The 24,674-nt window shown below is 48.5% G+C and carries 22 protein-coding genes and 1 other RNA gene; 13 read left to right on the top strand and 10 right to left on the bottom strand.

Annotated features, from left to right (window positions below):
* Window positions 1-787: 787 nt before the first annotated feature.
* Entirely contained in the window at window positions 788-1,330 is a 543-nt protein-coding gene (locus tag C7B65_RS24210) for an MOSC domain-containing protein (RefSeq protein WP_181314494.1), read from the bottom strand.
* Window positions 1,331-1,669: 339 nt separating this feature from the next.
* Here C7B65_RS24210 and C7B65_RS24205 point away from each other — a divergent pair, with 339 nt between their 5' ends.
* Window positions 1,670-2,647, top strand: coding sequence for an integron integrase (locus C7B65_RS24205; RefSeq protein ID WP_317615846.1), 978 nt, complete (start codon window positions 1,670-1,672; stop codon window positions 2,645-2,647).
* Window positions 2,648-2,983: 336 nt separating this feature from the next.
* A complete protein-coding gene (locus C7B65_RS24200; RefSeq protein ID WP_073074999.1) occupies window positions 2,984-3,355 on the top strand; it encodes a hypothetical protein in 372 nt (123 codons plus the stop codon).
* Window positions 3,356-3,547: 192 nt separating this feature from the next.
* Here C7B65_RS24200 and C7B65_RS24195 read toward each other — a convergent pair whose 3' ends face one another.
* Window positions 3,548-3,985, bottom strand: a complete 438-nt coding sequence (locus C7B65_RS24195) for a hypothetical protein (RefSeq protein WP_073075000.1) — start codon at window positions 3,983-3,985, stop codon at window positions 3,548-3,550.
* A 112-nt stretch (window positions 3,986-4,097) separates the two neighbouring features.
* Between C7B65_RS24195 and C7B65_RS27500 the strand changes: the two genes are divergently transcribed.
* Window positions 4,098-4,448, top strand: coding sequence for a hypothetical protein (locus C7B65_RS27500; protein ID WP_146135846.1), 351 nt, complete (start codon window positions 4,098-4,100; stop codon window positions 4,446-4,448).
* A 272-nt stretch (window positions 4,449-4,720) separates the two neighbouring features.
* Here C7B65_RS27500 and C7B65_RS24190 read toward each other — a convergent pair whose 3' ends face one another.
* From C7B65_RS24190 to C7B65_RS24180, 3 genes are all read right to left on the bottom strand, one after another.
* Complete coding sequence (locus tag C7B65_RS24190; protein ID WP_083583238.1) at window positions 4,721-6,721, bottom strand: alkaline phosphatase; 2,001 nt, start codon at window positions 6,719-6,721, stop codon at window positions 4,721-4,723.
* Between the two features lie 132 nt (window positions 6,722-6,853).
* Window positions 6,854-7,069 (bottom strand): hypothetical protein, encoded by a 216-nt coding sequence (locus tag C7B65_RS24185; RefSeq protein WP_073075002.1) that lies wholly within the window; start codon window positions 7,067-7,069, stop codon window positions 6,854-6,856.
* Window positions 7,070-7,179: 110 nt separating this feature from the next.
* Window positions 7,180-8,193 carry a cation diffusion facilitator family transporter gene (locus tag C7B65_RS24180; RefSeq protein WP_073075003.1) on the bottom strand — a complete coding sequence of 338 codons (1,014 nt, stop codon included), beginning with the start codon at window positions 8,191-8,193 and terminating at the stop codon, window positions 7,180-7,182.
* A 198-nt stretch (window positions 8,194-8,391) separates the two neighbouring features.
* Here C7B65_RS24180 and C7B65_RS24175 point away from each other — a divergent pair, with 198 nt between their 5' ends.
* The 3 genes from C7B65_RS24175 (at window position 8,392) to C7B65_RS24165 (ending at window position 13,894) form a co-directional block, all read left to right on the top strand.
* Window positions 8,392-9,066 (top strand): DUF1345 domain-containing protein, encoded by a 675-nt coding sequence (locus C7B65_RS24175; RefSeq protein WP_073075017.1) that lies wholly within the window; start codon window positions 8,392-8,394, stop codon window positions 9,064-9,066.
* A 167-nt stretch (window positions 9,067-9,233) separates the two neighbouring features.
* Window positions 9,234-10,547: an efflux RND transporter periplasmic adaptor subunit gene (locus tag C7B65_RS24170; RefSeq protein WP_073075004.1), complete on the top strand. Its 1,314-nt coding sequence runs from the start codon at window positions 9,234-9,236 to the stop codon at window positions 10,545-10,547.
* Between the two features lie 68 nt (window positions 10,548-10,615).
* Entirely contained in the window at window positions 10,616-13,894 is a 3,279-nt protein-coding gene (locus tag C7B65_RS24165) for an efflux RND transporter permease subunit (protein ID WP_073075005.1), read from the top strand.
* Between the two features lie 71 nt (window positions 13,895-13,965).
* On the opposite strand, the gene C7B65_RS24160 is transcribed toward C7B65_RS24165, so the two are convergent.
* From C7B65_RS24160 to C7B65_RS24145, 4 genes are all read right to left on the bottom strand, one after another.
* Window positions 13,966-14,601, bottom strand: coding sequence for a lysozyme family protein (locus C7B65_RS24160; RefSeq protein ID WP_073075006.1), 636 nt, complete (start codon window positions 14,599-14,601; stop codon window positions 13,966-13,968).
* Window positions 14,602-14,821: 220 nt separating this feature from the next.
* The gene (locus C7B65_RS24155) at window positions 14,822-15,442 is read right to left on the bottom strand and encodes a Uma2 family endonuclease (protein WP_073075007.1); all 621 of its coding nucleotides are present in this window, start codon (window positions 15,440-15,442) and stop codon (window positions 14,822-14,824) included.
* Window positions 15,443-15,605: 163 nt separating this feature from the next.
* Window positions 15,606-15,989: a hypothetical protein gene (locus C7B65_RS24150; protein WP_073075008.1), complete on the bottom strand. Its 384-nt coding sequence runs from the start codon at window positions 15,987-15,989 to the stop codon at window positions 15,606-15,608.
* Between the two features lie 126 nt (window positions 15,990-16,115).
* Entirely contained in the window at window positions 16,116-18,650 is a 2,535-nt protein-coding gene (locus C7B65_RS24145) for a hypothetical protein (protein ID WP_073075009.1), read from the bottom strand.
* A 248-nt stretch (window positions 18,651-18,898) separates the two neighbouring features.
* Here C7B65_RS24145 and C7B65_RS24140 point away from each other — a divergent pair, with 248 nt between their 5' ends.
* Genes C7B65_RS24140 through C7B65_RS24125 form a run of 4 tightly spaced genes read left to right on the top strand, consistent with a single transcriptional unit; the run spans window position 18,899 to window position 20,376 of the window.
* Window positions 18,899-19,159 (top strand): YkvA family protein, encoded by a 261-nt coding sequence (locus tag C7B65_RS24140; protein WP_073075010.1) that lies wholly within the window; start codon window positions 18,899-18,901, stop codon window positions 19,157-19,159.
* Between the two features lie 44 nt (window positions 19,160-19,203).
* Window positions 19,204-19,761 (top strand): hypothetical protein, encoded by a 558-nt coding sequence (locus C7B65_RS24135; RefSeq protein ID WP_073075011.1) that lies wholly within the window; start codon window positions 19,204-19,206, stop codon window positions 19,759-19,761.
* Window positions 19,762-19,799: 38 nt separating this feature from the next.
* On the top strand, window positions 19,800-19,991 hold the full coding sequence (locus C7B65_RS24130) for a YqaE/Pmp3 family membrane protein (protein WP_073075012.1): 192 nt from the start codon (window positions 19,800-19,802) through the stop codon (window positions 19,989-19,991).
* Between the two features lie 16 nt (window positions 19,992-20,007).
* A complete protein-coding gene (locus C7B65_RS24125) occupies window positions 20,008-20,376 on the top strand; it encodes a phage holin family protein (protein ID WP_073075013.1) in 369 nt (122 codons plus the stop codon).
* Window positions 20,377-20,452: 76 nt separating this feature from the next.
* Here C7B65_RS24125 and ssrA read toward each other — a convergent pair.
* Window positions 20,453-20,833, bottom strand: a transfer-messenger RNA (tmRNA) gene (gene ssrA / locus C7B65_RS24120).
* A gap of 415 nt (window positions 20,834-21,248) precedes the next feature.
* Between ssrA and C7B65_RS24115 the strand changes: the two genes are divergently transcribed.
* Genes C7B65_RS24115 through C7B65_RS28135 form a run of 3 tightly spaced genes read left to right on the top strand, consistent with a single transcriptional unit; the run spans window position 21,249 to window position 24,598 of the window.
* Window positions 21,249-22,973, top strand: coding sequence for an AAA-like domain-containing protein (locus C7B65_RS24115; protein ID WP_073075014.1), 1,725 nt, complete (start codon window positions 21,249-21,251; stop codon window positions 22,971-22,973).
* The gene (locus tag C7B65_RS24110; protein WP_073075015.1) at window positions 22,970-24,433 is read left to right on the top strand and encodes an AAA-like domain-containing protein; all 1,464 of its coding nucleotides are present in this window, start codon (window positions 22,970-22,972) and stop codon (window positions 24,431-24,433) included. The genes C7B65_RS24115 and C7B65_RS24110 overlap by 4 nt, the downstream gene beginning before the upstream one ends.
* Before the next feature lie 27 nt (window positions 24,434-24,460).
* The gene (locus C7B65_RS28135) at window positions 24,461-24,598 is read left to right on the top strand and encodes a hypothetical protein (RefSeq protein WP_181314493.1); all 138 of its coding nucleotides are present in this window, start codon (window positions 24,461-24,463) and stop codon (window positions 24,596-24,598) included.
* The last annotated feature ends 76 nt before the right edge of the window (window positions 24,599-24,674 follow it).

The following is a 24,674-nucleotide window of genomic DNA, read 5'->3' as shown; positions in this document are numbered from 1 at the left end:
CTATCCGGTGCGCTTGATTTAGTAGTTGCACCCTATCCGATGGATAGCTTTTCTGTCAAAAATTGTCCGAACTATTGGTTGCCTCTGACTTTGATAAAAAGATCCCGTCCACGGTTGAATCAGGGTTTGAGGCTTAAAACCTGCTCAAATTTTGTCCGGAGTATTGTTCTTTGTTCCCTAGTAAAATCTTTTTCAATTAATTTGCTATTGGCACTTCCAAAATAATTAATGCTATCTGTCAAATCTTGCCCAATATAAGTTTTCCCATTGGGATAAGTTATTTTATAAATCACTTTCATCAATACTCCGGACAATTTTTGAGGCAGAAGCTGAAACCCGCATTCTACCGTTGTAGATAGCCTCATTGAGAAGGCTGAAACCCGCATTCCATCGTTAGCGATTCAAAATTGTCCGGACTGTTGTTTCATGATTCGAGTTGAAACTACGAGAGTAGTTAGAAATAGCTGCTTCACACACAGACAAGCTTCAAGCTGCGCCCAAACCAAGATTTAGCGGTCTAAAACTTAGTTGAGCCGCAACCGCAAGCGGTTCTGCTCACTGACGAAGAATGCAAATTCGGTTGTCGGCTCCAACGCTAGTTAGATCGTAGCGTCACGAAAATTTTAGCATACAGTACAAGTGAACTAAATGGCGCTGTCGATCTAACGACTAAGATAAGCGGCAGTAGATAACATTGGCTGCATCACCACTAGCTTTCGGTTGTCCGCTTCATCGACTTGTTAGCTGGCGAAACTACACGACGATACTTTGTTGAAATCATCACCTCTCAAACTCGGTCAAGAGACTGATGCGGTTCTGGTGGCAGTTCAATTTGAATTCGATCGCCAGATCTAACCTCCCCGCCAATTGCAACGATACCCATAACACCAGCTTTGCGGATTAACTTACCGTGTTCGTCACGATCTAACACTGCTGCCATCAGTCCTGTTTGGAATTGATCCAACTGGGCACAAGGGTTTCCCAGACCTGTCAGTTCCACTACTGCCTTATTGCCTAGATGCAACCGTGTACCTGTTGGTAAATCAAGCAGATTAATTCCTCGTGTTGTAATGTTTTCACCCATCTGCCCGGCTGATACAGCAAAACCAGCAGCCTGCAACTCGTCATGCAATTCAGCGTGAATTAAGTGAATTTGGCGTAAATTAGGTTGATTTGGATCAACAGCTACTCGCGAGCGATGCTGAACCGTCTTACCCATGTGCGAATCACCTTCAACACCTAAACCAGTTAGAAGCTGAATACTTTCTTGGTTTGGTTTTGTAAACGTGTGAGTTGTACTGCGGCTAACTGCTATCACAACACCACTCATCCCCACTACCTCAGTCTCTAAATCACAAACCTTATTCTAAACTCGCTCACTACCTGTCTTCCTACGTTCGCTTGATTTTGAATACAAACAACAGCCTTCAAACTACTGCCAACACCTATAAACGAAGCAAGCTAACTTCTTTTTAGAGAGAAAGTTTCCGTAGATCCATCCCAAAACGGGTGGATCGGCAGAAGTTTTCTGCATATTACCCTAAATTGGGTGGATCTACGGAAGTTTTCTGCATATTAACCCAACCAAGGTGGATCGGAAGAAATTTTCCGCATATCTTCAGATTTGTGCTTAATTATACGAGTATTATTAAGCGCATAATGTACTGATGTGACCCAACTGCTCATGGAACCGCGCCCGAAAAAGCTTTTAGACCAACTGCGTGACACGATTCGGCTCAAGCATTATGCTTACCGCACCGAAGAAACCTATGTACAGTGGGCTAGACGCTACATCCTGTTTCATAACAAGCGGCATCCCAATGAAATGGGACGTGTCGAAATTGAGGCATTTCTGACGCATCTGGCTGTTCAAGAGCGAGTTGCCGCGTCTACTCAAAATCAGGCACTCAACGCGATTCTGTTTCTCTACCGAGAGGTGCTGAAACTAGAAGTGTCTGAGGTAAATGCGATTCGGGCAAAACGCACCCAGTATCTTCCCACCGTCTTAACCAAAGCAGAGGCGCGGGAGGTGATCCAACACATCTCTGGAGTCCAGCAGTTAGTGGTGAAGTTGCTCTATGGTGGGGGACTGCGTTTGTGCGAAGGGTTACGCTTGCGGGTCAAGGATGTCGATTTTGCCCAACATCAGATTTTGGTGCGAGACGGTAAGGGTAGCAAGAGCCGCGTCACCATGCTGCCAGCCAGCGTGACAGCAGAACTGCACGACCATTTAGTGAGTGTCAAGCGCCAACATCAGCAGGACTTAGGGCGAGGTTTTGGAGCCGTTTCATTGCCCTATGCGTTGGATCGCAAGTATCCAAATGCGAATCGGGACTGGGTGTGGCAGTTTGTGTTTCCCTCCAGTCAGATTGCTAAAGATCCGCGCGGTGAGCTGATGTGTCGTCATCATCTACATGAGAGTGGGGTGCAAAAAGCTGTGAAGCAGGCAGTGCAGGCAACAAAGATTGCCAAGCGGGTGGGCTGTCATACCTTTCGACACAGTTTTGCGACGCATCTGTTGGAGAGTGGGTACGACATTCGCACGATTCAGGAGTTGCTAGGGCACAAAGATGTCAAAACAACGATGATTTACACTCACGTTTTAAACCGCGGTGGGCGTGGAGTTTGCAGTCCGTTAGATGCGTAGTCGCCCCCACCTCCCCAAAAAAACGATTAGCTTCGCAAGAGCCGAGGCAACGCACCTCCTCAAAAATTCATCATTCCAAAAAGCAAAAAACTCCTGTACAATACATCGCAGTGATGGAGTTGTGCCCCGAAGCCTGATCGACGAAATCAGACTCCGAGGACTTCCATCCCTAGTTAAACCGACTAACTCAGGAGGCGTTCATGATTGTACACCGTCAGCTTTGCTATGGGATCTTGAAAGGCTGGAATCAAGATCCTGCATACGTTTTTCACCCCAATGGAATGTCTGAGAGATCAGTGTTCTTGTCCTCTTTGAATTAACCGAGAGGACAAAAATATGGGAGTCAGGACGATCGTACCTGGCTCGATTTCGTTCACCGTTGAGTTGCGTTGCTCAACCGAAAAACGTTATCGAGTCAGTGTCACTTTGGATTTGCAAGAGCGTTACATCTTCCTGTCGTCTGGCATTCTCGTGAATGTGAGCGACAGCATTGAAGATTTCGTTTCACAACTGAGTGAGATTGCATCCAATCAACTGGCATTGTTCAAATGGGATGGCACGAGTGATTTGACGACTGAATATCAAATTGTTCGAGTGTTGCCAGGATATCAGATTGAGCGTTCTTTAGTAAAGTTCAATATTGTTATCGGCAATGGTTTACCAGTTCAAGTAGAGGAGTTGCACAACAAAGTCACCATTCAACTCTAGGAAGTTGAGCGTTGGGGAGCCGGGGATTATCCTTTGGGGATCGGCTCCCTTACAAACTTGCGCGAAAACAGAATCTCTCGCTGCGTTGTTCGTGAATTTGGACTTCGCTCAACCCACTCGCTAGCTGAGGGCTGAACGAAGTCGAAGCCCGAAGAAATCGATTGATTGAGACTCTATTAAACCGCAATTCCCTTAGCGTGAAAGGGGCACTGCTCCGGCACCGTTCGGTGTCGCTCCATTGGTGGGAGCGATCGTTCCGTTCTGAGACTGATTTAGATTAGTCGCCAGAGGTTGTTTTTTGGAGCGTTTGTAATTACTCGGCGGTTTTCCACCTGCCATCTCATATTCCTTGCTGTCTCTGCCATACGTCGCTACCACAGCGCTCAAAAGCCGTGTTGACAAGATGGATACGGCAGCTTCGACTTCGGCAAACTCAATGCGGGTGCGATCGACAGCGGAAAGGGCAAGATTATGGGTTTGCAAACAGGTGTCTGAAGTGGTAATCAATGCAGCATAGTCTTGCAGCGTTAGCCCATTGCCTAAATCTAGATTGGGATGAATAGATTGCAGCCCGCGCAATCTTGCCTGCGCTTTTTCTAAAGTGGCAGAACGTCGTTTTTGATAAACCATAGAGTAGCTCCCAATGCCAGATGCAGTTGTGATGACAGGTCTACTTTAGATCTGCGCTCAGTTCACCGAGATCCGTAGAACCTTGGAATCTAGTTGAATAGAGGAGTTGCCGTTGCGTTTGACTTCCGTAAACTCCGCTATTCAGGGAGTCAAATGCCGTTTCGTAGACCTCAGTGATCGTTTCGTAGGTTTCAACAACAGTTTCGTAGACCTCAGTGATCGTTTCATAGGTTCCAAAAATGGTTTTGTAGGTTTCAACAACGGTTTTGTAGACCTCGATCGTTGTTTTGTAGGTTCTAAAAACGGTTTTGTAGGTTCTAAAGACGGTTTTGTAGGTTCTAAAAACGGTTTCGTGAACCTCGATCGTTGTTTTGTAGACCCAAAGCGTTATTTCTACAAAAAAGCTATCGATCTATTGAGGCGCAGTTCAGAACAAACAAACACCCGATCGATAGCTTTATGAAAATTGTACAAAGTTTGAGGGGGAGAACCTCTTGTGCTTAGGATCGTGGACTAAATAACCTGTAAAAGTCCTCTGATTTGTGATCGCCGAGACTTGCGCCCCCTAAATCCCCCACGAGTGAGGGACTTTGAAACTGAAGTCTTGGCTCAAAGTCCCCCAGAATGGGGGATTTAGGGGGCTGAAGCCGACCCAAACGCAGCGATAAAGACTGGTGTACACCCTAACTTTTTAGGGAGAGGGCGAGAAGTTACACCTTAATAAATCCACGTTCCTTAAGACCTCAGCGCGTCTAGCATGGCTTGGTGAATATGGCTCTGGTCAACCGCACGCGGAACACCCGGAATTTTATATCGCTTCGGCGTTCCACCAGGAGGACTGTCTACAAAATCCACATCGCGACCGACAAAATCTGCCAGCCTCAGCGCACCGCCTTGGAAGTAAACAGGGACCATGCGGTTGCTGTGGTTGCCCCACCCATACTTGATGGCTGGGTCAGACCCCCAGAAGTGCCCCGCAGTGTTGGGCGTGTGCTGGTTGTAGGTCAGGTCTTTTGCCCCCTTTGACTGCACGAGTTGTGCATAGTTGTCATTTAAGGTCAAATAGTGGTCGTGGTCGGCGGTGACAATTAGCACATTCTTCTTCCAGCCGCCGTTTCGACCGACCCACTTGATGACTTCGCTAACGGCGGTGTCAAACGATCGCATCGTCCCGATCAAATTGTCGAGGTTATTATCGTGGGCAGCCCAATCCACGTCGCCGCCTTCAATCATCAGCCAAAATCCGTCTTTGTCTTTACCAAGCACCTCTAGCGCCGCGCGACTCATTTGAGCCAACGTCGGATTTGCTTTGACCTCTTTGGCAATGAACTGGCTGTCTGTTTCACCCGGAGCTAACGGACGAACGGTATCCGGTTTAGGAATTTGAGTGCCGTTATTCACCGGAGATCCGGTTGGGGCAGTCGAGGCAGAAGCCGTGGCGTAAACGGCGAAGTTATCTAACCCAGTTGAGCTGTAATCACCGGATGCCCCTCGAATCGGAATGTTGCCATTCTGACCACGGGCACCATATAGCCCTAGCAGCCGTTCACCTGTATTGGGGTTAATCTTTTTAGCCGTTTGGATCAGGGTTTTGCCGCCATCGACGATCGCGCCTAAATTATTCGTCGTCGTGACTTTCGTGTCGCGTTCTAAAAACCTGTAGCCATATCGGTTGTTTTTAGGCTTCGATCGCAGTTCTTCATAAGTAGACTGCTTAATATAGTTAAACGCAGTCAATGTCTTTGTTGGATCTTTGGGGTCGGGGATATTCTTAGGAACAATGGTGCTGGCAGAGGTCGTATTTTCATAATCTAGAGGATGCCCGCCGCCAATTAACACCGTTGGCAAATAGCCTTGGTCTTCTCTAATCGCTTCTTGCAGAATGTTGTCAAGCGCCGGGAAATTGTTGTCATATTTGCTGCGACGGTTGACGCTCGATGCCGCCGCTCCTGGAGTTGCGTGAGTGATGGGGACTGACGTAACTAAGCCCGTCGATTTGCCCAATGCTTTGGCATCTTGCAGAATGGTTTTCACCGAACTCCGCTCGTAGATATCGACTGCCATTGCGTTGTTGTAGCTCTTAACCCCGGTATAAAGCGTCGATGCCGTATTCGCCGAATCGGGATAGCTGCACTTAATATATTCAGGGTCAGCACTACCAGGAGACGCAGGGGTTAGAGGTGTCCAGGGGTTGGGCCCACCTTTAGCAGGCTCAAATCCAACAATGTTGCCACCTAAAGGGTCGCCTCCGAGTCGGCACGGTTGAGCGGCTGTGGCAGTCAGGTTGCGGGCAGGGGTGCCAGGGTTGAGCGCCGGGTTGAATTGGAAACCAGCCCGAACCGGAGCCGCGCCTGTGACTCCACAGTCCAAGGTGCCTGTAGGGTTCGCAGTTGTTTTGCAGGTTGTTGCGGTGGCATCTAGAGCGCTATTGCCCGTCGAGCCAGCGATCGTCGTTCCATAAGTGGTGGCGTAGGTGTAACCCGTCAACTGCTGAAAGCTTAAGCCTCGCCCTTTGCCCGCCTTGTAGAAGGGTGCGCCCTTGGCTACGGCAGCCGCACGAGCCATGTTCCAGCCCATGCCATCGCCGATCATTAAAATCACATTCACCCCGTTGCCCGATCGAGCAGCCAAGGCAGATGGCGTATTAAAAGGAACAAGATTAACTGAAACAGTGCAGAAGAGGCACGCCATGAAGAAGGACAGATGCCGGGTGATAGTCTGAAGAAATTTCGTCATTGCGGATTCCTTGAGCGGTGGGCTTCCGGGTGGTTTGTGAACACAGAAATCTGTGAGATTTACGCGGGGCAAATCTCGGCGATCGATTGATTATTGCCCTCGTCTCAGAGGTCAGAAGCTACCTGGCTAACGCTACTGATAGAAATTGGGTGCCCGGTGACTCGCTGCGGTTTCTAGGGCAAACTCGCTGATAGGGGGTTGAGCTTGCGACTCAGGGATCACAGAAGCGCTTTGCACGGGTGCGATGTTAGGGGCAGAAACCGAGACGATCGCCACTGCTAAAGCGCCGCAGAAGCCCACGAGAAAATAGATCAACGGACGAAGGCGAGAAAAATTTAAAGTCATCATTGATGGCTCCAACTTAAAAGGAAGGACTGGCAAGCACATAGAGAGTGAAGACGCATAGGTAACTTGAATCAATGACTAGGTGTTCAGAAATCTCTCAATCAGATTAATACTTAGTTTGCTAAACTCCGTGTTTTCCCCAATACATGAGAGGTTAAGCTTTGGGTAAAAAATGGGTGTAATTTGGGTTTTTCAGATGATTGTTCGCTAATGATTTGCAGCGTGATTTCTTGAATCAAAAACTGCTGAGACAAATGACTGCTAATTCGTTCTAATAGACAATCGCGATCGTGATTATCCAACTCTGGCAGAACGTGTAGATGAACATTAAGCGCTACGTGACCTGATGTGATACTCCAAATTCGTAGATGATCAACTTGGGTGACTGGCTCAAATGTCATCAGTGATGTCTCAACGTCTGTTGGATCGATCGAACTGGGGGCATATTCCAGCAGAATTTCTAAGCTTTCTTTAATCAACGGTAAGGCGCTCAGACTGGTCAACCCTGCGACCAACAGGCTGGCGGTGGCATCCATCCACATCCAGTGCCAGAAATAGATCGTCAGACTCGCCGCAATCACGCCCACTGAGCTAGCAGCATCGGCTAGAACGTGCAGGAAAGCGGCTTTCAGGTTCAAATCGTTTTGACTGCGCTGGTGCAGCAGCATCAGATTGAGACTGTTTACTCCTAGCCCGATCGTGGCACCGATCAGCATCGGCAAGCCCAAAACGGTCTGCGGGGCGTGAAATCGATTTACACTTTCCCAAATCACAAACGCAGCGATCGCCAATAGACTCAGCCCATTCAGCAAAGCGGCGAGAATCTCGACTCGTTTGTGCCCAAAGGTCGATCGTCCCGTGGCAGGGCGCTGGGCAATCCACACGGCAATCAGCGTCATTCCTAACGCCGCGATGTCTGCAAATAAGTGCCCTGCGTCTGCCAATAGCGAGAGACTATGGCTAAACGCCCCGACGATCAGTTCGGTGGCAAAAAGACTGCTTAAAAGAACAAGAGCAAGGCTCACCGTTTGCACTTTTTGTCTAGGGTTTTCTGAATGCAGATAGCCACAATAGCAGGAGCGCAAGGCGGATGGTTTACGGGTAGGTCGATCGACGGTTAATGTCATTCAGCGTCACTCAAGACGATTGGATTGAGGAATAGGAAAGGCAGCAGTCTGCTCTTATCTCTGAACAGACTATCAGATTTGTCTTTAATAGAGGGGTAAGCGAACGTTAACCTTGAGTAAAATCAACCTTGAAACCTGACTTTTGGGGTGAACCCAGATCTATACTGGCAGGCATCCCACGATCGTTGGTTTTGCCCCGTGAGCTCAATACCAAAACTTAAATTAGCGTTTAAGTGGAGTGTCCAACCTCGGTTGCTTTTGTCTGTCTTGTTAGCGGGGTTAGTTGCGGTCTTGCTGCCGCCCTGGTTTCACTGGGCAACTCGCGCCCTCTGCATCTGGGACACTGGCATGATTAGCTTTCTAGGCTTGAGTTGGTGGCTAATGGCGAATGCTACCCCTGATTCTATGCGCCGCCATGCTCAACACGAAGACCCTGGACGATTGGTCATTCTCAGTTTGATTACGGCGGCAGCCTTTGCGAGTTTATCTGCGATCGGGTTTATTTTGCACGACAAAGGGTCAGAGAATCGGCTCCTAATTTTGCATTTGGCACTGTCGATCGTCACGATCGTCGGTTCGTGGCTGTTGGTGCATACAATCTTTGCCTCCCACTACGCGCACGCCTATTATCAAGCCGGAAAATCACTTCGCGAATGTAAAGAAAACGGCTTAGATTTTCCGGGCGACATCGAGCCAGATTATTGGGATTTTCTCTATTTCTCGTTTGTGATTGGGATGACGAGCCAAACGTCAGATGTAGAAGTGACTTCTCGGCAGATTCGGCGACTGGCGCTGCTGCACGGAGTGCTGGCGTTTTTCTTTAACACGACGATCGTAGCGATGACCATCAACATCATCGCAGGTCTGATTTGAGCCAAGTCTGCTGAATCAATTGCCCAGGTTTCTCAGTCCAATTGCAGATTTCGGTCTCTCCTATCACCTCGTAATCTAAAGGTTAAAGTTTTGTAACTAAATTGCTCACATCCGAAGCCGATCTCAGTCTAAACTCTTTGAAGACCCGTATGCAGTGCCCAGTCCTTATGCCAATCGCTCAATCTGCCAAACCGATTCCGAAAGACAACCCTGTTTGGAGCCAGCTTTTTATCGCTGGCTTACTGCTGATGCTCTCATCGGGCTGTAGCGGATTCTCAAAAGCAGAAGCCGAGTCAAAGCGACCTTCAGGCGCACAGCAGGGCAACCCCAACGTCGATGTGGCGATCGCACGGACTGATTCCCTACAGAAACAACTCGAATACACGGGAACTACTCAGCCCGTCCGTGAAGTGTCGGTTCGTGCCCAAATTGAGGGGCGATTGCTCGATTTGAATGTCGATGTGGGCGATCAGGTGCAGCAAGGGCAAGTCTTGGGGCGATTAGATGACGCAATTCCTCTGGCTGCCGTGAGTAAAGCCGAAGCCGATGTTGCCGCGCAGCAGTCAGAAGTTGCCCAGGCAGAGGCAGAACTTGGCAACATCCGCACCCAGATAGAACGTGCAAGATTGGAGCTTCAGCAGGCTCGATCGGACGCTGCGCGAACTCAGCAACTCTTGCGGGAGGGTGCGATCTCAGCCCAGCAAGCCGAAACCGATCGCACGGCTGCCCGCACCGCAGAACAGGCATTTCGCTCTGCCCAGGCGCAAATTAGAACGCAGCAACAAGCCGTCACCGCTGCTCAAAAACGAGTCACTTCTCAGCAGGCAATTGTCAATCAAGAAACAGAACGGCGATCGTATACGGTTCTGAATTCTCCGGTCACAGGCTCGGTGTTGCAGCGCGTCACCGAACCGGGAAACTTAGCTCAAGCAGGCAGCGAAATTCTCAAGCTAGGAGACTTTAGCCGCGCCAAAATTGCAGTTCAAGTTTCAGAGTTAGAGCTAGGCACGATTCGCGTCGGGCAACCCGTGCAAGTGCGTCTAGATGCCTTTCCAAAGCAGCAGTTTCAAGGACAAGTGAGCCGCATTTCTCCGGCAGCAGACCCCACCGCTCGACTTGTGCCGATAGAAGTTACCCTTTCTAACCCAGAGCGCAAAATTCGCAGTGGCTTGCTGGCACGAGTGAACTTTGCGCGATCGGCCACTCAACGAGTCGTGGTGCCCGAAGCGGCGATTCAAACTCCTAAAGGTCAAGACAACTCAAACACTGGAACTCTATTTACGGTGAATGGCAAAGGAGATCAAGCAAAGGTGGTGGCGCGATCGGTGAAGTTAGGTCAGCGATCTGATGGCAAAGTCGAGATTTTGTCAGGGCTTCAGCCCGGAGAATCATTTGTCGCTCGTGGAAATCGAAATCTCAAAGACGGCGACTCAGTGCGTTTGAGCTTTCTTTCTGAAAAGCCTCAGCAGTCCGCTCAATAAGCAGCTAGGTAGAACTTAACTTCAGAGACTCCAAACCGTCCTTACTCTACTACTCCATAAAACGATTTATGACGACGCAGAACTCTAAGTCTTCAGGCTTTAGCATTAGTGCAATTGCAATTCGCCAGCACATTGGCACATTGATGCTGACTTTAGCAGTCATTGCGATCGGTATATTTTTTATCTTCAATCTTCAGGTTGATTTGCTGCCTTCTATCACCTACCCCCGCATTGGTGTGCGCGTCGATATTCCTGGTATTGCCCCTGAAGTGGCGATCGATGAAGTCACTAGACCGCTCGAAGAAGCCCTTTCGGCAACAGAGGGGGTGGTGCAGGTCTACTCTCAGACGCGAGAAGGACAGGTGAACATCGACTTGTATTTTGAACCGGGAGGTAACATTGACCAAGCGCTGAACGATGCCACGGCTGCCTTTAACCGGGCCCAAGCAAATCTGCCCGATGTTGTAGAAGCACCACGTTTGTTCAAAGTAGATCCGTCCCAGCTTCCGGTTTATGAACTGGCGATCGCGTCTCCATCATTAAAGGATGTAGACTTGCGGGTATTTGCCGACGAAGAGCTAGCGCGTGAACTCGGAGTTGTGCCAGGGGTGGCATCCGTAGACATTGCGGGTGGAGTGCCCGAAGAAGTGCGCGTCGTTTTAGACCTCAATCGTCTCCAATCTCTGGGGATCGGCATCAACGAAGTTTTGACTGAGCTAGAAGAAACTAATCAAGATGTTTCTGGGGGACGAATTCTAGGTGAGCTTTCTGAGCCGTTGACCCGTGCGATCGGGCGATTTCAGAACGTCGATCAGATTCGCAACCTCTCGTTTAGAGTTGCCAATGCTGCGCCAACAACGGCAGAGGCTGAACCAAACAGCCGCGTTTCCGCCGATCGTCGAGTTTATTTGCGCGATTTTGCTCAAGTTGCAGACGGGACAGAAAATCAGCGCATTTTTGTCTTGCTGAACAAGCAGCCTGCGGTCAAAGTCAGCATTCAAAAACAGCCCGATGCCAACACGATCGCAGTCGTAGAAAGTGTGAAACGGCGCATCGAAGAGTTGCGACAAGCCGGGGCCATCCCCAAAGATATGGAGTTAATTCCGACGCTGGATGAGTCGGTGTTTATCCAAGAATCGCTGGACAGTGTGACGGATGCCGCGATCTCTGGCGCGGTTCTCGCTGCGCTCGCTGTGCTGTTGTTTTTGGGTTCTCTGCGGCAAACGCTGATCATTAGTTTGACCATTCCGCTCTGCACACTGGCTGCCGCGATCGCCATGAAGCTGTTCGGGTTTTCGCTTAACGTCTTTACGTTGGCAGGGCTGGCAATTAGTGTCGGACAGGCGGTAGACACTTCAGTTGTGGTTTTAGAGAATATCAACAAGCGATCGGTTACACTAGGCGGATCTGCCCCTATTAATCACAACGGACAAACCCGCCAAGCTGCGATCGGCTTAGTAGAAGCCAGCAGTCGAGAGGTAGAATCTTCGCTGGTCGCGGCAACTGGAGGCAACTTAGTATCGGTGTTGCCATTTTTGCTAATCGGCGGCTTTATCTCTTTGCTCTTTAACGAATTGATTCTGACGATTTGTTTTGCAGTTGCGGCATCTCTGTTGGTTGCCGTGACGGTGGTGCCGATGCTCTCGTCGCTGTTGATTACAGTGCGCTGGTCGAGTCGGCTCGATCGGTTCTGGCTGTTGCGAGAATTCAATCAACGGTTTGAGGGTGCAACTCGTCAATATTCTAGGGTATTAGGGCAGGTTGTACATCGTCGATTCTTAGTATTGGCAATCACCTTTGTGGTCTTTGGTGGCAGCAGTCTGTTGATGATGGGGCATATTCCTCAAGAAATTCTCCCTCGCATTAGTACAGGACAAGCCCGACTCAGCGCCCAGTTTCCGCCGGGAACACCGCTAGAAACCAGTCGTAAGGTCATGACCGCCGCCGATGATATTCTTCTAGCACAGCCTGAAACGCAGTATGTCTTTTCAACAGTGGGCGGTGCCTTATTTGGCAGCAGCACCAGCGCAAACCCGCTCCGAGCTTCCAGCACCATCACCCTCAAACCGGGAACTGATGTTGAGCGTTACGTGTCAAAAGTGACTCAAGCGTTTAACAAGCTGAATCTAGTCGATATTCGTCTGCGGCTGAGTCCGGGTGAAGTGCGAGGCTTGATTTTGAGTAACTCTCCCGTGCGATCGGACATCGACGTGATCTTGCAAGGCGAAGATACAAAAGCGTTAGAGCAGGCAGGGCAAGAGTTGGTCAAAACTCTGGAACAGCAGGCAAAGTTATCTGCCTTCCGACCTGATGCCGACAGCCGACAGCCCGAGATTCAAATTCGACTTGATCGAGAGCGATCGGCTGACTTAGACCTCAACATTCAAGATGTTGGAGAGGTGTTAACAACTGCCATTGAGGGAACAGTCCCAACGCAGCTTCAGCGCGGAAATCGACTAGTGGATGTGCGAGTGCAATTCAATCAAGACTCGATTCGTCGCCCATCTCAGCTCGAAGCATTGCCGCTGTTCACGACAGACAAACAGTTGGTGCGCTTGGGAGATGTTGCTCAGATTGAAACGGGACAAGCTTCCGGTCAAATTCAACGCATCAACCAGCGGCAGGTGTTTCTGATTGCTGGAACGCTGAGTGAAGGAGCCAGTTTAGGAGAAGCACTCGCTGAGGTCGATCGCATCTTGACAGGGGTGGAATTCCCTCAAGGCATTAGCCGTCTTCCGAGTGCGGCTGCCCAGAGCAATCAAGCCATTCAAGCGGCTCTACCGTTGCTGGGTGGGTTGGCAGCATTCCTGGTGTTTGTGGTCATGGCAGTGCAATATAATTCGCTAGTCGATCCACTGGTGATTATGTTGACTCTCCCGCTAGCACTAGCAGGCGGCATTTGGGGGCTGTTTTTTACCCAAACGGCGATCGGGGCAACAGTGATTGTTGGAGCAGTGCTACTCGTAGGGATTGTGGTCAACAATGCCATCATCATGGTGGAAACAGCCAATCAGATTCGGGAAGAGGAGGGAGTCGATCGTCGAACTGCTATTCTGCAAGCGGCTCCTCAGCGACTTCGCCCCATTTTGATGACGACTGTTACAACCGTTTTGGGTATCTTTCCCCTTGCCTTGGGTCTGGGGCAAGGGGGAGAGTTCTTGCAACCGTTAGGAATTGTGGTCTTTTCGGGGTTAACATTAGCAACTCTGTTGACGTTGTTTATTATTCCCTGCTCCTATTTACTGCTGCATGATCTGTTTGGTTGGCGACGAGGCAAAAAAGTGGTTGCGATCGAGTCTTCCTCGGTGCTAGAAGAACCTTCTGACCCAGTTTCGCTCAGAAAATAAGGGGTCACTGTTCTTACAGGAATTCTATGAAGACCCTCTGGTAGAAGGTCTTCACGACTCAATACTCGTCGTTAACTGCCCGCTTCAGGAAAAACGGCATCCGATCTCACTGCTGCATTTTCGGCCCCATCTGCCAGATTGCGATAGCGTTGCAGCACAGCGCGGCTATAGGTGGCAATGCTAGGGTAGCGATGCCCCCGATAAAACTGCAATCTCGTCGAGGTATAGCGATTGGGTTTGCCACTATACCACCACGACGCGACTCTCATAATCGCTAATTCTTCATTGCCGCCACTGGCTAAGAGCGATCGCTGCCAATATTGGTTGAGCTTATAGTCAATAATCGCAAGCTGAATATCTGGATTGCTGAGAAATGTTTGACGAGAGACCGGATAGCCTAACGCCTCCTGCGACCAGGCAGCTAGATTGCTGGGCATCACTTGAGCATAGCCTAATGCCCCTGAATGCCGATTCACGCTTTGAAATTTTGCGCCGCTTTCTTGACCGATAATTGCCCACCTCAGCAGTTGCACTGGTTGAGACAACGGAGCAGACTGCTGAACTGAAGGCACTAAGAGAGCAGGAATCTGGAAGGGGTCTTGAGTCGCGCAGGCGGGTAGCCCTATTGATAGTAGAAAAACGCTGCTAGCAAAATTTTGCAGCCAAAACCGACTGCTCAAACTACCGAGCCATTGAGAAGCAATCATGCAAGATCTTATGAAACAAACTAGAAGAGTGTACAGGCAATCGGTCGCTAATGTAAAACGTTTTATTACGGAAGTATTTTGCTATTTGCGAACAACTGTGAATGCTAAACTTTCATAAGGGTTTTAATGCTGTTAAATAAATTAGTACAAAAAGTTCAATACTTAATACAACGCTGAAAGAATAACTGAATAATTAATCTATAGCAATCCTGGATTTTGGCTAACTCAATTCTCCGGCAGAAAAGACATCGCTTACAGGCAACTGCAACTCCGAAAATGTGGGAGAGAGAACCCGATCGCCGATCCGAAATCGCTGCACTTCATACTCACCCTCTATGAGGTGATAAACCGAAAAAGTCGGCTGTTTGGGGTAGCCAATGTGTAGCCGACCGCCTAAGCCCAGATAATCTATCACCCAATATTCAGGAATCCCTAACGCTTCATAGTCGCGTAGTTTGCTCAGATAATCATCTTGCCAGTTAGTGCTGACGACTTCGACAATCAGACGCACTGATGCCCCCATTGTGATAATCGATTCCTTTGCCCATCGAGGTTCATTGCTGATAGTTTGCCTGTCTAAAACAATCACATCTGGCTCATAGCCTGATCCGTCTACTGACTTGACGATGCATTCTCTAGGAATAAAGTAAGGAAGCTTCAGCCGTCCGACTTCAACAAATAGTGAGCCGTTTGTGAATCCAGCGACTTCAGAATGCTTCCCGGTTGGCTTGGGCATTTCGACAACTCTTCCCTCGTGTAATTCATAGCGATGCTCTGAGTTTTCTGGATACCATTCGATAAACTCATCAAAGTTGACCCGTTGAGACACTGCTTGAATCATCACGATCGTCCTCTTCGCACTTGAGATTTAGCGTACTCTGTTTGAGCCTAAAATCAAAACCTAGTATTCTAGCAATTTCATTTTAGTGATCATAAAAATGGGTATAGGAACATTATCTTTAACGTTCCTATACCCATTTAGTGCGGCTCGTAAAAACTAGGATTTATTGTCCTAGACCGTTGTCTTCGATCCATTTAACGACTTCTGAAGAAGACTCTGCATAGAGAGATTTCCCAGTTTTAGGGTCATAAGCGTGCCAGAAAGTTGTGCCAGACTCGCCAACTACTTGCTTCACCGAAAGCTGAGAGTGACGATCGAGGGCATTTAACCAAGAATGCCAAACTTGCTTGACCTGAGCCACCAGCGCCGCCAGATTCAACGGGTAGCTTTTGCGGTCTAGCTGCTGTTGCTCTTGCTCTAACAGAGTAAGGAGTTGAGTGTTTTGAGCTGCTTTTGCAACGGCAAGCCGACGAGCTAGAGAAGCGGCGATCGTGGCTTGATGTTGAGCAGAAATTGTAGATGGGTTGACTTGAAGTGCAGTAGCCATGATTCACAAAGGGATGAAATTTTGATGTCAGCGGAGACTTTAGACGCTTCTATTTTAAGATACTTCTGTAGCAAAAACTACAAAACAAATTATTTCTGAAGTTTTATTTAACAATTCGTAGGTTTTTTACAAAATTCTCACGGCCAGAACGCCCGCGATCGCAGAGGTGATCGCAGAGGTCAATGCTGTGATAAATAACCACCACGCAGCAGCCGCGATCGCTTTGCGGGTTTCTTCGGCTTGATGGTGCGCCTGTTGCTTTAACTGATCGATGCGCTGTTGAGTATCTTGTTGCAGACGTTCGGTTTGTTGAACAATACCAGCGCGAATGGCATCGAACCGCTCAAGCATCTGGTGAGCCAGTGACTCAGAGATGTCATCGCGATCGTTAAACCAGTGAGTTAGAGCCTCTCGATTAAAACCACGTAGGCGATCGCTCAATGATTCAATTCCAGTTTGCGAATTTGTTAGCAGGGCATTGAGATCGTGTTTGATTTGGTCAAAGTTTAAGGCGGGTAACTCTAGAGCAGTCAGTCGATCGCGAAATTGAGAAAAGGTATGGGCGATCGCGGTCTGAATCTGCTCTTGCGATTGGTGTGCTTGTTCAGCAAGTTTTTGAACAATAGACTCAACCTGCTCGACGATGTGACTGGCTTCCGCTTCGGTTAAGCCTTGACGTTGAGCAAGGAGGGCACTCAGCGTTGAGCCATCAATGTGCGAAAGTGTTTCTTTCAATGCTTCTAGACCTGCTTGTGGGTCGTGCAGCAGTTGTTTTAAGTCACGTTGCAGACTGTCTAAATTGAGATCTTCTTTGTCGAGATGCTTCAGATAATCTGCTAGTAGAGTTTGAGTGTTTTTGGCTCCTTCTTTTGCTCTGAGTGCTCGTCTTCGCGGTGGGTTGCTGACTGGCTGAATGGGAATCGTCAAGGTCGGAGCGTGAATTGTTTGAGCGCTCGATCGCGCCCCAGAATCTCCTGTCTTAGATACCTCGATTAAAGTGTTCCAGGCTTTTTCTAATTGGTCAGCAACTTGTTGAACTCGCTTCTTAGTTAAGTCTTGGCGATCGACTAATCGGTTCTCAATTTCAGCCCGATCAAACTGAGGCAGGCGACAATGTTCGGTTTCACACTGTTTGAGCCATGATTTCAGTTGACGCTGAATTGTTTTGGCAACAAGCTTTTGAGTACGATCGCTAGTGAATTCTTGCATCTGCTGCCAGAGATCGAGACTTCCTGCACTATTTGATTCAGGTTGAGCAGGTTCTTGAGGGTTGTTCTCACCAATTGTAGTCAACACTTCTTGACGAGTTTCTTCTAAACGATCGACCGCTTGAGCAATTTTTGCAGGAGTCAAATCGCCTCGTTGCTGAAGTAATGACTCAAAATAATCAGGGGTCAAAGGCTCAAGGTGATCTCGAACAACATTACGATCTGCATCGAGATCGTAAATTAAGTCTTTAAACTCCAGCGTGACGGTTTTGCGGGTGAGTTGCCAGGGGTAAGCGTTGAGCAAATAATCTTCGATGTCGGCTTGAATGAGGCTGGGATCTGCGCCCGTCGATCGCGCTCCAGTTAAAGATTGAATTTGCCCCAAAATCTGACTCACATCCAAATCAGATAAATCGGCTCTTTGAAGCACGATGCTTGTGAGATGTTTGAGATCGAGCAACGCAAACGGATTCTGAAACGCTAACGGCTCTGCATCCTCGCTTGTCTCAGATTGTTTTTGCGATAAGAGTTCTGGCAGTCGGCGATTTAGGTCATCTGGACTGGACGATCGCAGCCACTCAATCAGTTCACTCTGAGGATGAGATGATTGTGAATTTAGCACGTCTTGCCAGACTGTTTCTAAGCGATCGACCAACTGGTTAATATCTTGCTTAGAGAAGTCGGTGCGATCGCTAAAGAGTTCAACCAACGCCGATCGATCTAACGGCACCCTACCCACTCCTGACGCGATCGGCTTTAATTCGGAATGCAGTAACTCAGTGAACTCGTCGCCGATCGTTTGGAGGTCAAGCTGCGGCACGGGCAGATTTTTTAGATAATTCTGAAGCGTTTCTTGAACTGTTTCCTGAGAATCACCAGGGTTAAGAGCTACCTTTAACTCACGCTGAAGTGTTGTCAAAAGCGTCTCTTGAGCAGCGATTTGCTCTCGCAGCGTGTTTGAGATTTCAGGATTAGGCTTGCGCCCGATCGCGCTAGTCACAGTCGATATTAAGCCTTGCAGACTCGCAGCAAACGTGTTTAAGATCGATCCCAAAATCGAACTGACCGCTTGAGAACTCAACCATACCAACAATAAAAAATAAGCCGACCAAATCACAACTCCTAAAATGGCACCGACGATCGGATAATTGACCAAACTTAGTTTGACTGCTAAAAAGCAAGCGACAAACAGTACAACGTTGACTGTCAGCAGCGTGCTTGCTCCGATCGCAAACGTGATCCGATTAACGTTCTCAGAACGATCGCCCTTAGCATTCGGGTCAGTGTCAGGCGGGTTGGGTTTTGCGTGAGGTAAAAAGCCGAGAGCCGTGACTCCAGCCGCGATGCCAAACGTGGTCAGCAACAGTTGGAATGCAAAAGCAATCAGCAGCCCGATCGCCAGCGTTGTCAGCACAGGTGGACTGGAAGCTACAAAAGGCATTTCTGAACTCATAGGATCACCTCAGCAGCGATACACCTGCATTTATTGAAGGTGAATAATTCGCACATTACCCATCAATCAAGCTAAGACGCACCCGTCTGAAGGATGACTTTGAGACCGCTGCGAAGATCATCCACCTAACGCCAAGACGATTACGGAAACTCATTAGGTGGGAATGCTACGACAAAATTGTGGGTTATCAACACCAGAAATTTATCGAGGGGTTTGCGAAGATAGTCTTGTCAACCAAAAGGAACCCGATGAAATTTTTCCTCAAACCGCTCTACACTTGGTATCGCACCACTTTACGGAATTCTAAATATCGCTGGCTGATCGTGTTAGGCAGTTTGATTTATCTCGTGAGTCCATTCAATTTAGTCACCGATGCGATACCAGTTTTAGGCTGGATTGATGATGGATTGATTGCAACCGTTCTGGTTACCGAAGTGTCTCAACTGCTTCTCGAACAGCTTAAAACGCGCAAGCCAAAGAGCGCTGAACCAAAAACCGTCGTCAGCTAGTTTGATGACTCGTCCAAATTTATAACGCATACCGCAGGTAAACCATGTCTGACTCCATTAAAGATCGCATCACAACTGACTTTGGAAAAGTCAAAACTCAAGGGGGAACGCGAGCCACTCGCATTGGTGAAATCGTTCGAGAGGCAGCATCTCAGGCAATCACCGAATTGAAAGCAGGCTCTGGTGAAATCGGAACGATCGCCAAAGACACCTTTTCCTCGATCTCAAACAACTTAAATGAGCCGGGGCAAGAATCAACCGAGGAGCCGACTTCAAGGGGTTCTAAAACTGTGAATCTGTTCACGACCCTTAAGAATCGGCTGGTTGTTGAGTTAAAGAGTCGGCTGATCACGCTCGATGCCACGCTTACGTCTCGCTATGGCGATCGCTATCAAGCCGTCAAGCAGCGGGTCGAAAAGCTAGCCGATCAGTATAACAACGCGATCGCTAACGCTGAAGCACAAGGATCAGATCCACTACAGCAAAAGCAGACAGAGTTTGAAACCAAAGTCGGCGAAGCGGGAACTTCTGTCGCTCGGAAAGAACTCCAAATTCGGCAACAGTTGAAAGACCTTTTGCAAACTGCCGCCGCCAAGCTTTAAGCTCCCATTCTTTTAATCATTTACACTGAGGTTAATTTATGCAACTCATTCGCATTCTACTTGCCGTTTTTCTGCCTCCTGTTGGTGTTTTTCTCACCTACGGTTTGAGCACTACTTTGTTGATCAACATCGCGCTGACTTTTCTCGGCTGGATTCCTGGTGTGATTCATGCAGTTTGGGCGATCGCCAAACATGAAGAGAAAGCCAATCAGCAAACGGGCACCTTTTAAGATTAGGAGAAACACGATGCTTGGATTTTTTCTGACTACCCTCACGACTGCGTTGAGTTTGTTAGTGGTTGATCTCACCGTTCCTGGAGTGGATATTAATACGTTCGCTGCTGCGTTGTTAGCCGCAGTCTCGATCGGGTTGGTCAACGCATTTGTCAAACCAGTCTTATCTCTGCTCTCACTGCCGATCACATTTGTGACGTTGGGACTGTTCTCACTCGTGGTCAATGGTGTTTGTTTCTGGCTAGCGTCGCTGCTGGTTCCCGGATTTGTGGTGCATGGTTGGCTGGCGATCGTTCTCGCACCGATTGTTCTCTCGTTTGCCAACACGTTTTTGAGTCAATATTTCACAGAACAAGGCGCGGGTCAATCTTTTGCGAAATAGGACTAACGCAAACGCGGGTAACGACATTCACCATAAAAAAGGAGGATTCTAGATTAGAACCCTCCTTTTTAGTTTTTAGTGGAGCTGACGGGAGTCGAACCCGTGTCCAAACTGGGTATTAGCACACCGCTCATTCACAGGTTTAGCTTCTCTAGTCCTCGAAGCGGGAACCGTTCATTATCCCGAACGGGAGGATTCTCAAGTATTGTCTTAGCTAGAAAACCGACTTGAGGCGATCGTCTAGAGCAACCGTTGGGGTTGTTCTACGATCCTTAACGGTGTCAAATCGTAGACGCTCGAACCGCTAGGGGTTTTTAGGCAGTGACTGCTTTACGAGCGAAGGGTACAATGTTGTTCGCATGTACTGTGTTTTGAGCCGATATTTACGAGAGTGGACTCCCTCTCGACCTGAATCACGTTGTGACGTTCGCCAACCTGTCGAAACCGTTACAGCCCCGTGACTCTTCTCATTATAGCGCGAGGTTTTGCAGTCCGCTACCTGGGGAACCGTGAATTTGATCTTCGCGTGATGTTTTCCAGGACGCTACCTGGGGAACCCGTGAATTTGATCTTCAGGAACGTGAATGCCTCAAAAAGTAAACATATTGTGTACTTTATCGAACTTACTCCTGAATTTACTTATCGTATTGGAAGTAATAGACCTCCTGCATGAATAGAATTCTAGATGTCTGCTCTCAGATCTCGCTCCGTTGAGGTCAGCTTGTGCCCCCTAAATCCCCCATGCTGGGGGACTTTGAGTCGAGTTTCTATTTCAAAGTCCCCCATTCATGGGGGATTTAGGGGGCGTTTCCGGCTTCGTGCAGGAGGTCTAATGTTTCAAGCAAAGATAATCTTGCCCTTAGCTCTGGTTCATGAGTAACTCAACCCGAAAAAAGAAGACCATTCTGTTTCTAGCAGCCAATCCGAAGAATTCGACTCAGTTGAGACTCGATCAAGAAGTCAAGGAAATTGACGCGGGGCTTCAGAGAGCGCAGAAACGCGAAAAATTTCAGCTAGAAAAGATTTCTGCAACGACACCACGGGATTTGCAGCGAGCAATGTTGGACTACAAACCCCAAATCGTCCATTTTTCGGGTCATGGGGTGGGAGCAGACGGGCTGGTTTTAGAAGATGTCGCGGGACAAGCCACTTTTGTCCGGGGCGAGGCGCTGGCGAAGTTGTTTCACCTTTTTACGGAGGAGTGCAACATTGAATGCGTGGTGCTGAATGCTTGCTATTCCGAGGTGCAGGCGAATGCGATCGCCCAATATGTTCCTTACGTGATTGGGATGAATCAAGCGATCGGAGACAGTGCCGCTCGTGAATTTGCCGTTGGGTTTTATGATGCGTTGGGTGCAGGTCGATCGATCGAGTTTGCTTACAGAAGTGGCTGTGTCAGCATTAGCATGAGTGGCATTGCTGAAGATCTCACCCCGGTTCTCAAACAGCAGTCTGAGGCAGTGCTTGAGCCAGAACCCGAAGCCAGCCAACCCGCTGCTGTCATCGAAGAATCTCGAAAACTTGAACCTGTTAGCCTGGTGGCTCCACCACTGCCTATTTCGCGTCCATTACTTGATTTGGATGTTCCCGAAGGGCAGGTTCCGCTTGAGTCGCTGCTGTATGTGGAGCGTCCGCCGATCGAGGCTCGGTGCTACGAGGCGATCGTCAAACCAGGGGCACTGATTCGGATTAAAGCGCCTCGACAAATGGGTAAATCGTCGCTGATGCTGCGGATTATCAATCATGCGATCGAGCAAGGCACCCAAACAGCATCGTTGAATTTTCAACTCGTCGATCGCGATTCACTCAGGAATCTTGACCTGTTTTTGCAGTGGTTTTGTAACAGCATTGCTGGGGAATTGAACTTAGACGATCGGTTAGCTGATTATTGGAAGGGCACGATTAGCCCGAAAAATAAATCTACGAACTACTTTCAGCGATATTTGTTGCCAGAACTTCAGCGCCCGATAGTGCTGTGCCTCGATGAAGTCGATCAGGTGTTTGAGTATCCGACGATCGCGACGGACTTTTTTGGAATGCTGCGGGCATGGCATGAGGATGCCAAAATTAAGCCAATTTGGAAGAACCTGCGGCTAGTGATTGTGCATTCTAAGGAGGTGTATATTCCGCTCAACATTAACCAATCGCCGTTTAATGTGGGTGTGCCGATCGAGCTACCGCAGTTAACCCAGCCGCAAGTTATAGATTTAGTCAAGCGGCACGGATTGGACTGGTCAGAAGCAGTAGTGGCGCAACTTATGGCAATGGTGGGAGGGCATCCCTATCTGGTGCGGGCGGCGCTGTATCAGATTGCGCGGGGTGAGGTATCGTTGGAACAACTTCTGCAACTTGCCCCAACCGAAGGTGGCTTGTATGGTGAACATCTTCGCCGCCATCTGCTGAATTTGGAGGGCGATGAGAAACTGCTGGCAGTGATGAAACAGGTGATTGCGGTGGATCATCCGATCGCAATTAATACGAGTGAGGCGTTTAAGCTCACCAGTATGGGGCTGGTGCTGTTTCGAGGGAGCGAAGTGATGCCGTCGTGCAATTTGTACCGGGAATACTTTAGAGAACGGTTGAGGGTGGGTACATGAGTATCATGCCAAAGGATAGGTACGATTATCAGGTTGGCGGTAGTTTGCCTGCTGATGCCCCAACTTATGTGCAGCGCCAGTCAGATGAAGCTTTTTACCAAGCATTGAAGACAGGGGAGTTCTGCTACGTACTCAACGCTCGGCAGATGGGTAAATCGAGCTTGAAGGTACATACTATGCAACGGTTAGAGGCTGAGGGGGTAGTATGTGCAGCGATCGACCTGACCCGCATCGGCACATCAGATATGACACCAGAGCAGTGGTATAGCAGTGTCATCGATAGTATTGTTAGTAGTCTAGATTTATATGAAGTATTCGACCTTTACGCCTGGTGGGAAAAACATCAGTTGCTATCGTATGTACGGAGATTTGATAAGTTTATTGATGAGGTGTTGCTGAAAACAATTTCCCAACCCATTGTCATTTTTGTTGATGAAGTTGACAATATTCTCAGCTTGCCATTCAGGTTGGATGACTTCTTTGCGTTGATTCGAGAGTGTTACAACCGCCGCGCCGAGAAGCCGGAGTATCATCGGTTAGCATTTGCACTGCTTGGCGTAACGACCCCCTCCGATTTAATACAAGACAAGCAGCGAACCCCGTTTAATGTAGGAAGGGAAATTGAGTTAATAGGATTTCAACTCTCCGAGGTAGAGCCTTTGTGTCAAGGATTATCCAAAATTACGCCTTATCCGCTTGCTGTTTTAGGTTCTATTCTCTACTGGACAGGGGGGCAACCCTTCCTCACTCAAAAGGCTTGTCGTTTGGTAATTGATCATGCAGATAGTATTCCACAAGGACGAGCAAATAGCTGGATTGCTCAACTGGTGCAGAAATACATCATTGACAATTGGCTTCAGCAAGATGTGCCAGAGCATTTAGCGACGATTCAAAACCGAATTACCAGTAGCAAACAGTTTTCAAGGCTTTTGGAGCTATATCGTGAGGTGCTGCGGATGAGAACTGTGCCTATTGACGATAGTTCAGAGCAGGTAGAGCTGAGGCTATCAGGGCTTTTAATTAAGCATGACCAACAGCTTCAGGTTGCTAACCAAGTTTATGTGACAATATTCAATCAGCGATGGATTGAAAAGTACATTGTCACAATTTGTCCCTACCGATCTGCAATGGAAGCCTGGGTAGAGTCCGGGTATGACAATGCAAGGCTGTTGCAGGATCAACTATTGGAAGATGCAAAAGTCTGGGCAGCTAATCGCTCTCTGCCATATCAAGATCATCGGTTTTTGTTAGCTAGTCAAGAATATGAGCGGCAAGCAATTCTTAAAGCATTGGAATCAGAGAAGCAAAGTCAACGAAGGCTGGTAGCCGAGCAACAAATTGCGACTACAAAATTGCGGCGGGTACGTCGTTTGTTTAATGCCAGTCTCACAGCATTAATTGTGTTAGGAGTTGTTTTAATCGTGGCAATTGTTGTAGCCATTTTATTTTGGGTGCATTAGTAAAATTAGATCAACCGAGCGATTCAAATGACAGAGCAGCCTGCTTTCGGAATGCCTTTTGATTATCAAGTCGGCGGTAGCTTACCTGCTAATGCCCCCACTTATGTACAACGACAGTCCGATCAAGTTTTTTATCAAGCGCTGAAGGCGGGTGAGTTTTGCTAGGGTGCGACCTCTACTTGATTTAATCATTCAATCATGATATTACCTCAGTGATGCAACCAAGAGGGGTGAGTATGAG

The sequence above is a fragment of the Phormidesmis priestleyi ULC007 genome, assembly GCF_003003695.1.
In the GTDB taxonomy this organism is placed as follows: domain Bacteria; phylum Cyanobacteriota; class Cyanobacteriia; order Leptolyngbyales; family Leptolyngbyaceae; genus Phormidesmis_A; species Phormidesmis_A priestleyi_A.
This window is presented reverse-complemented; position numbering and strand designations above follow the sequence as displayed.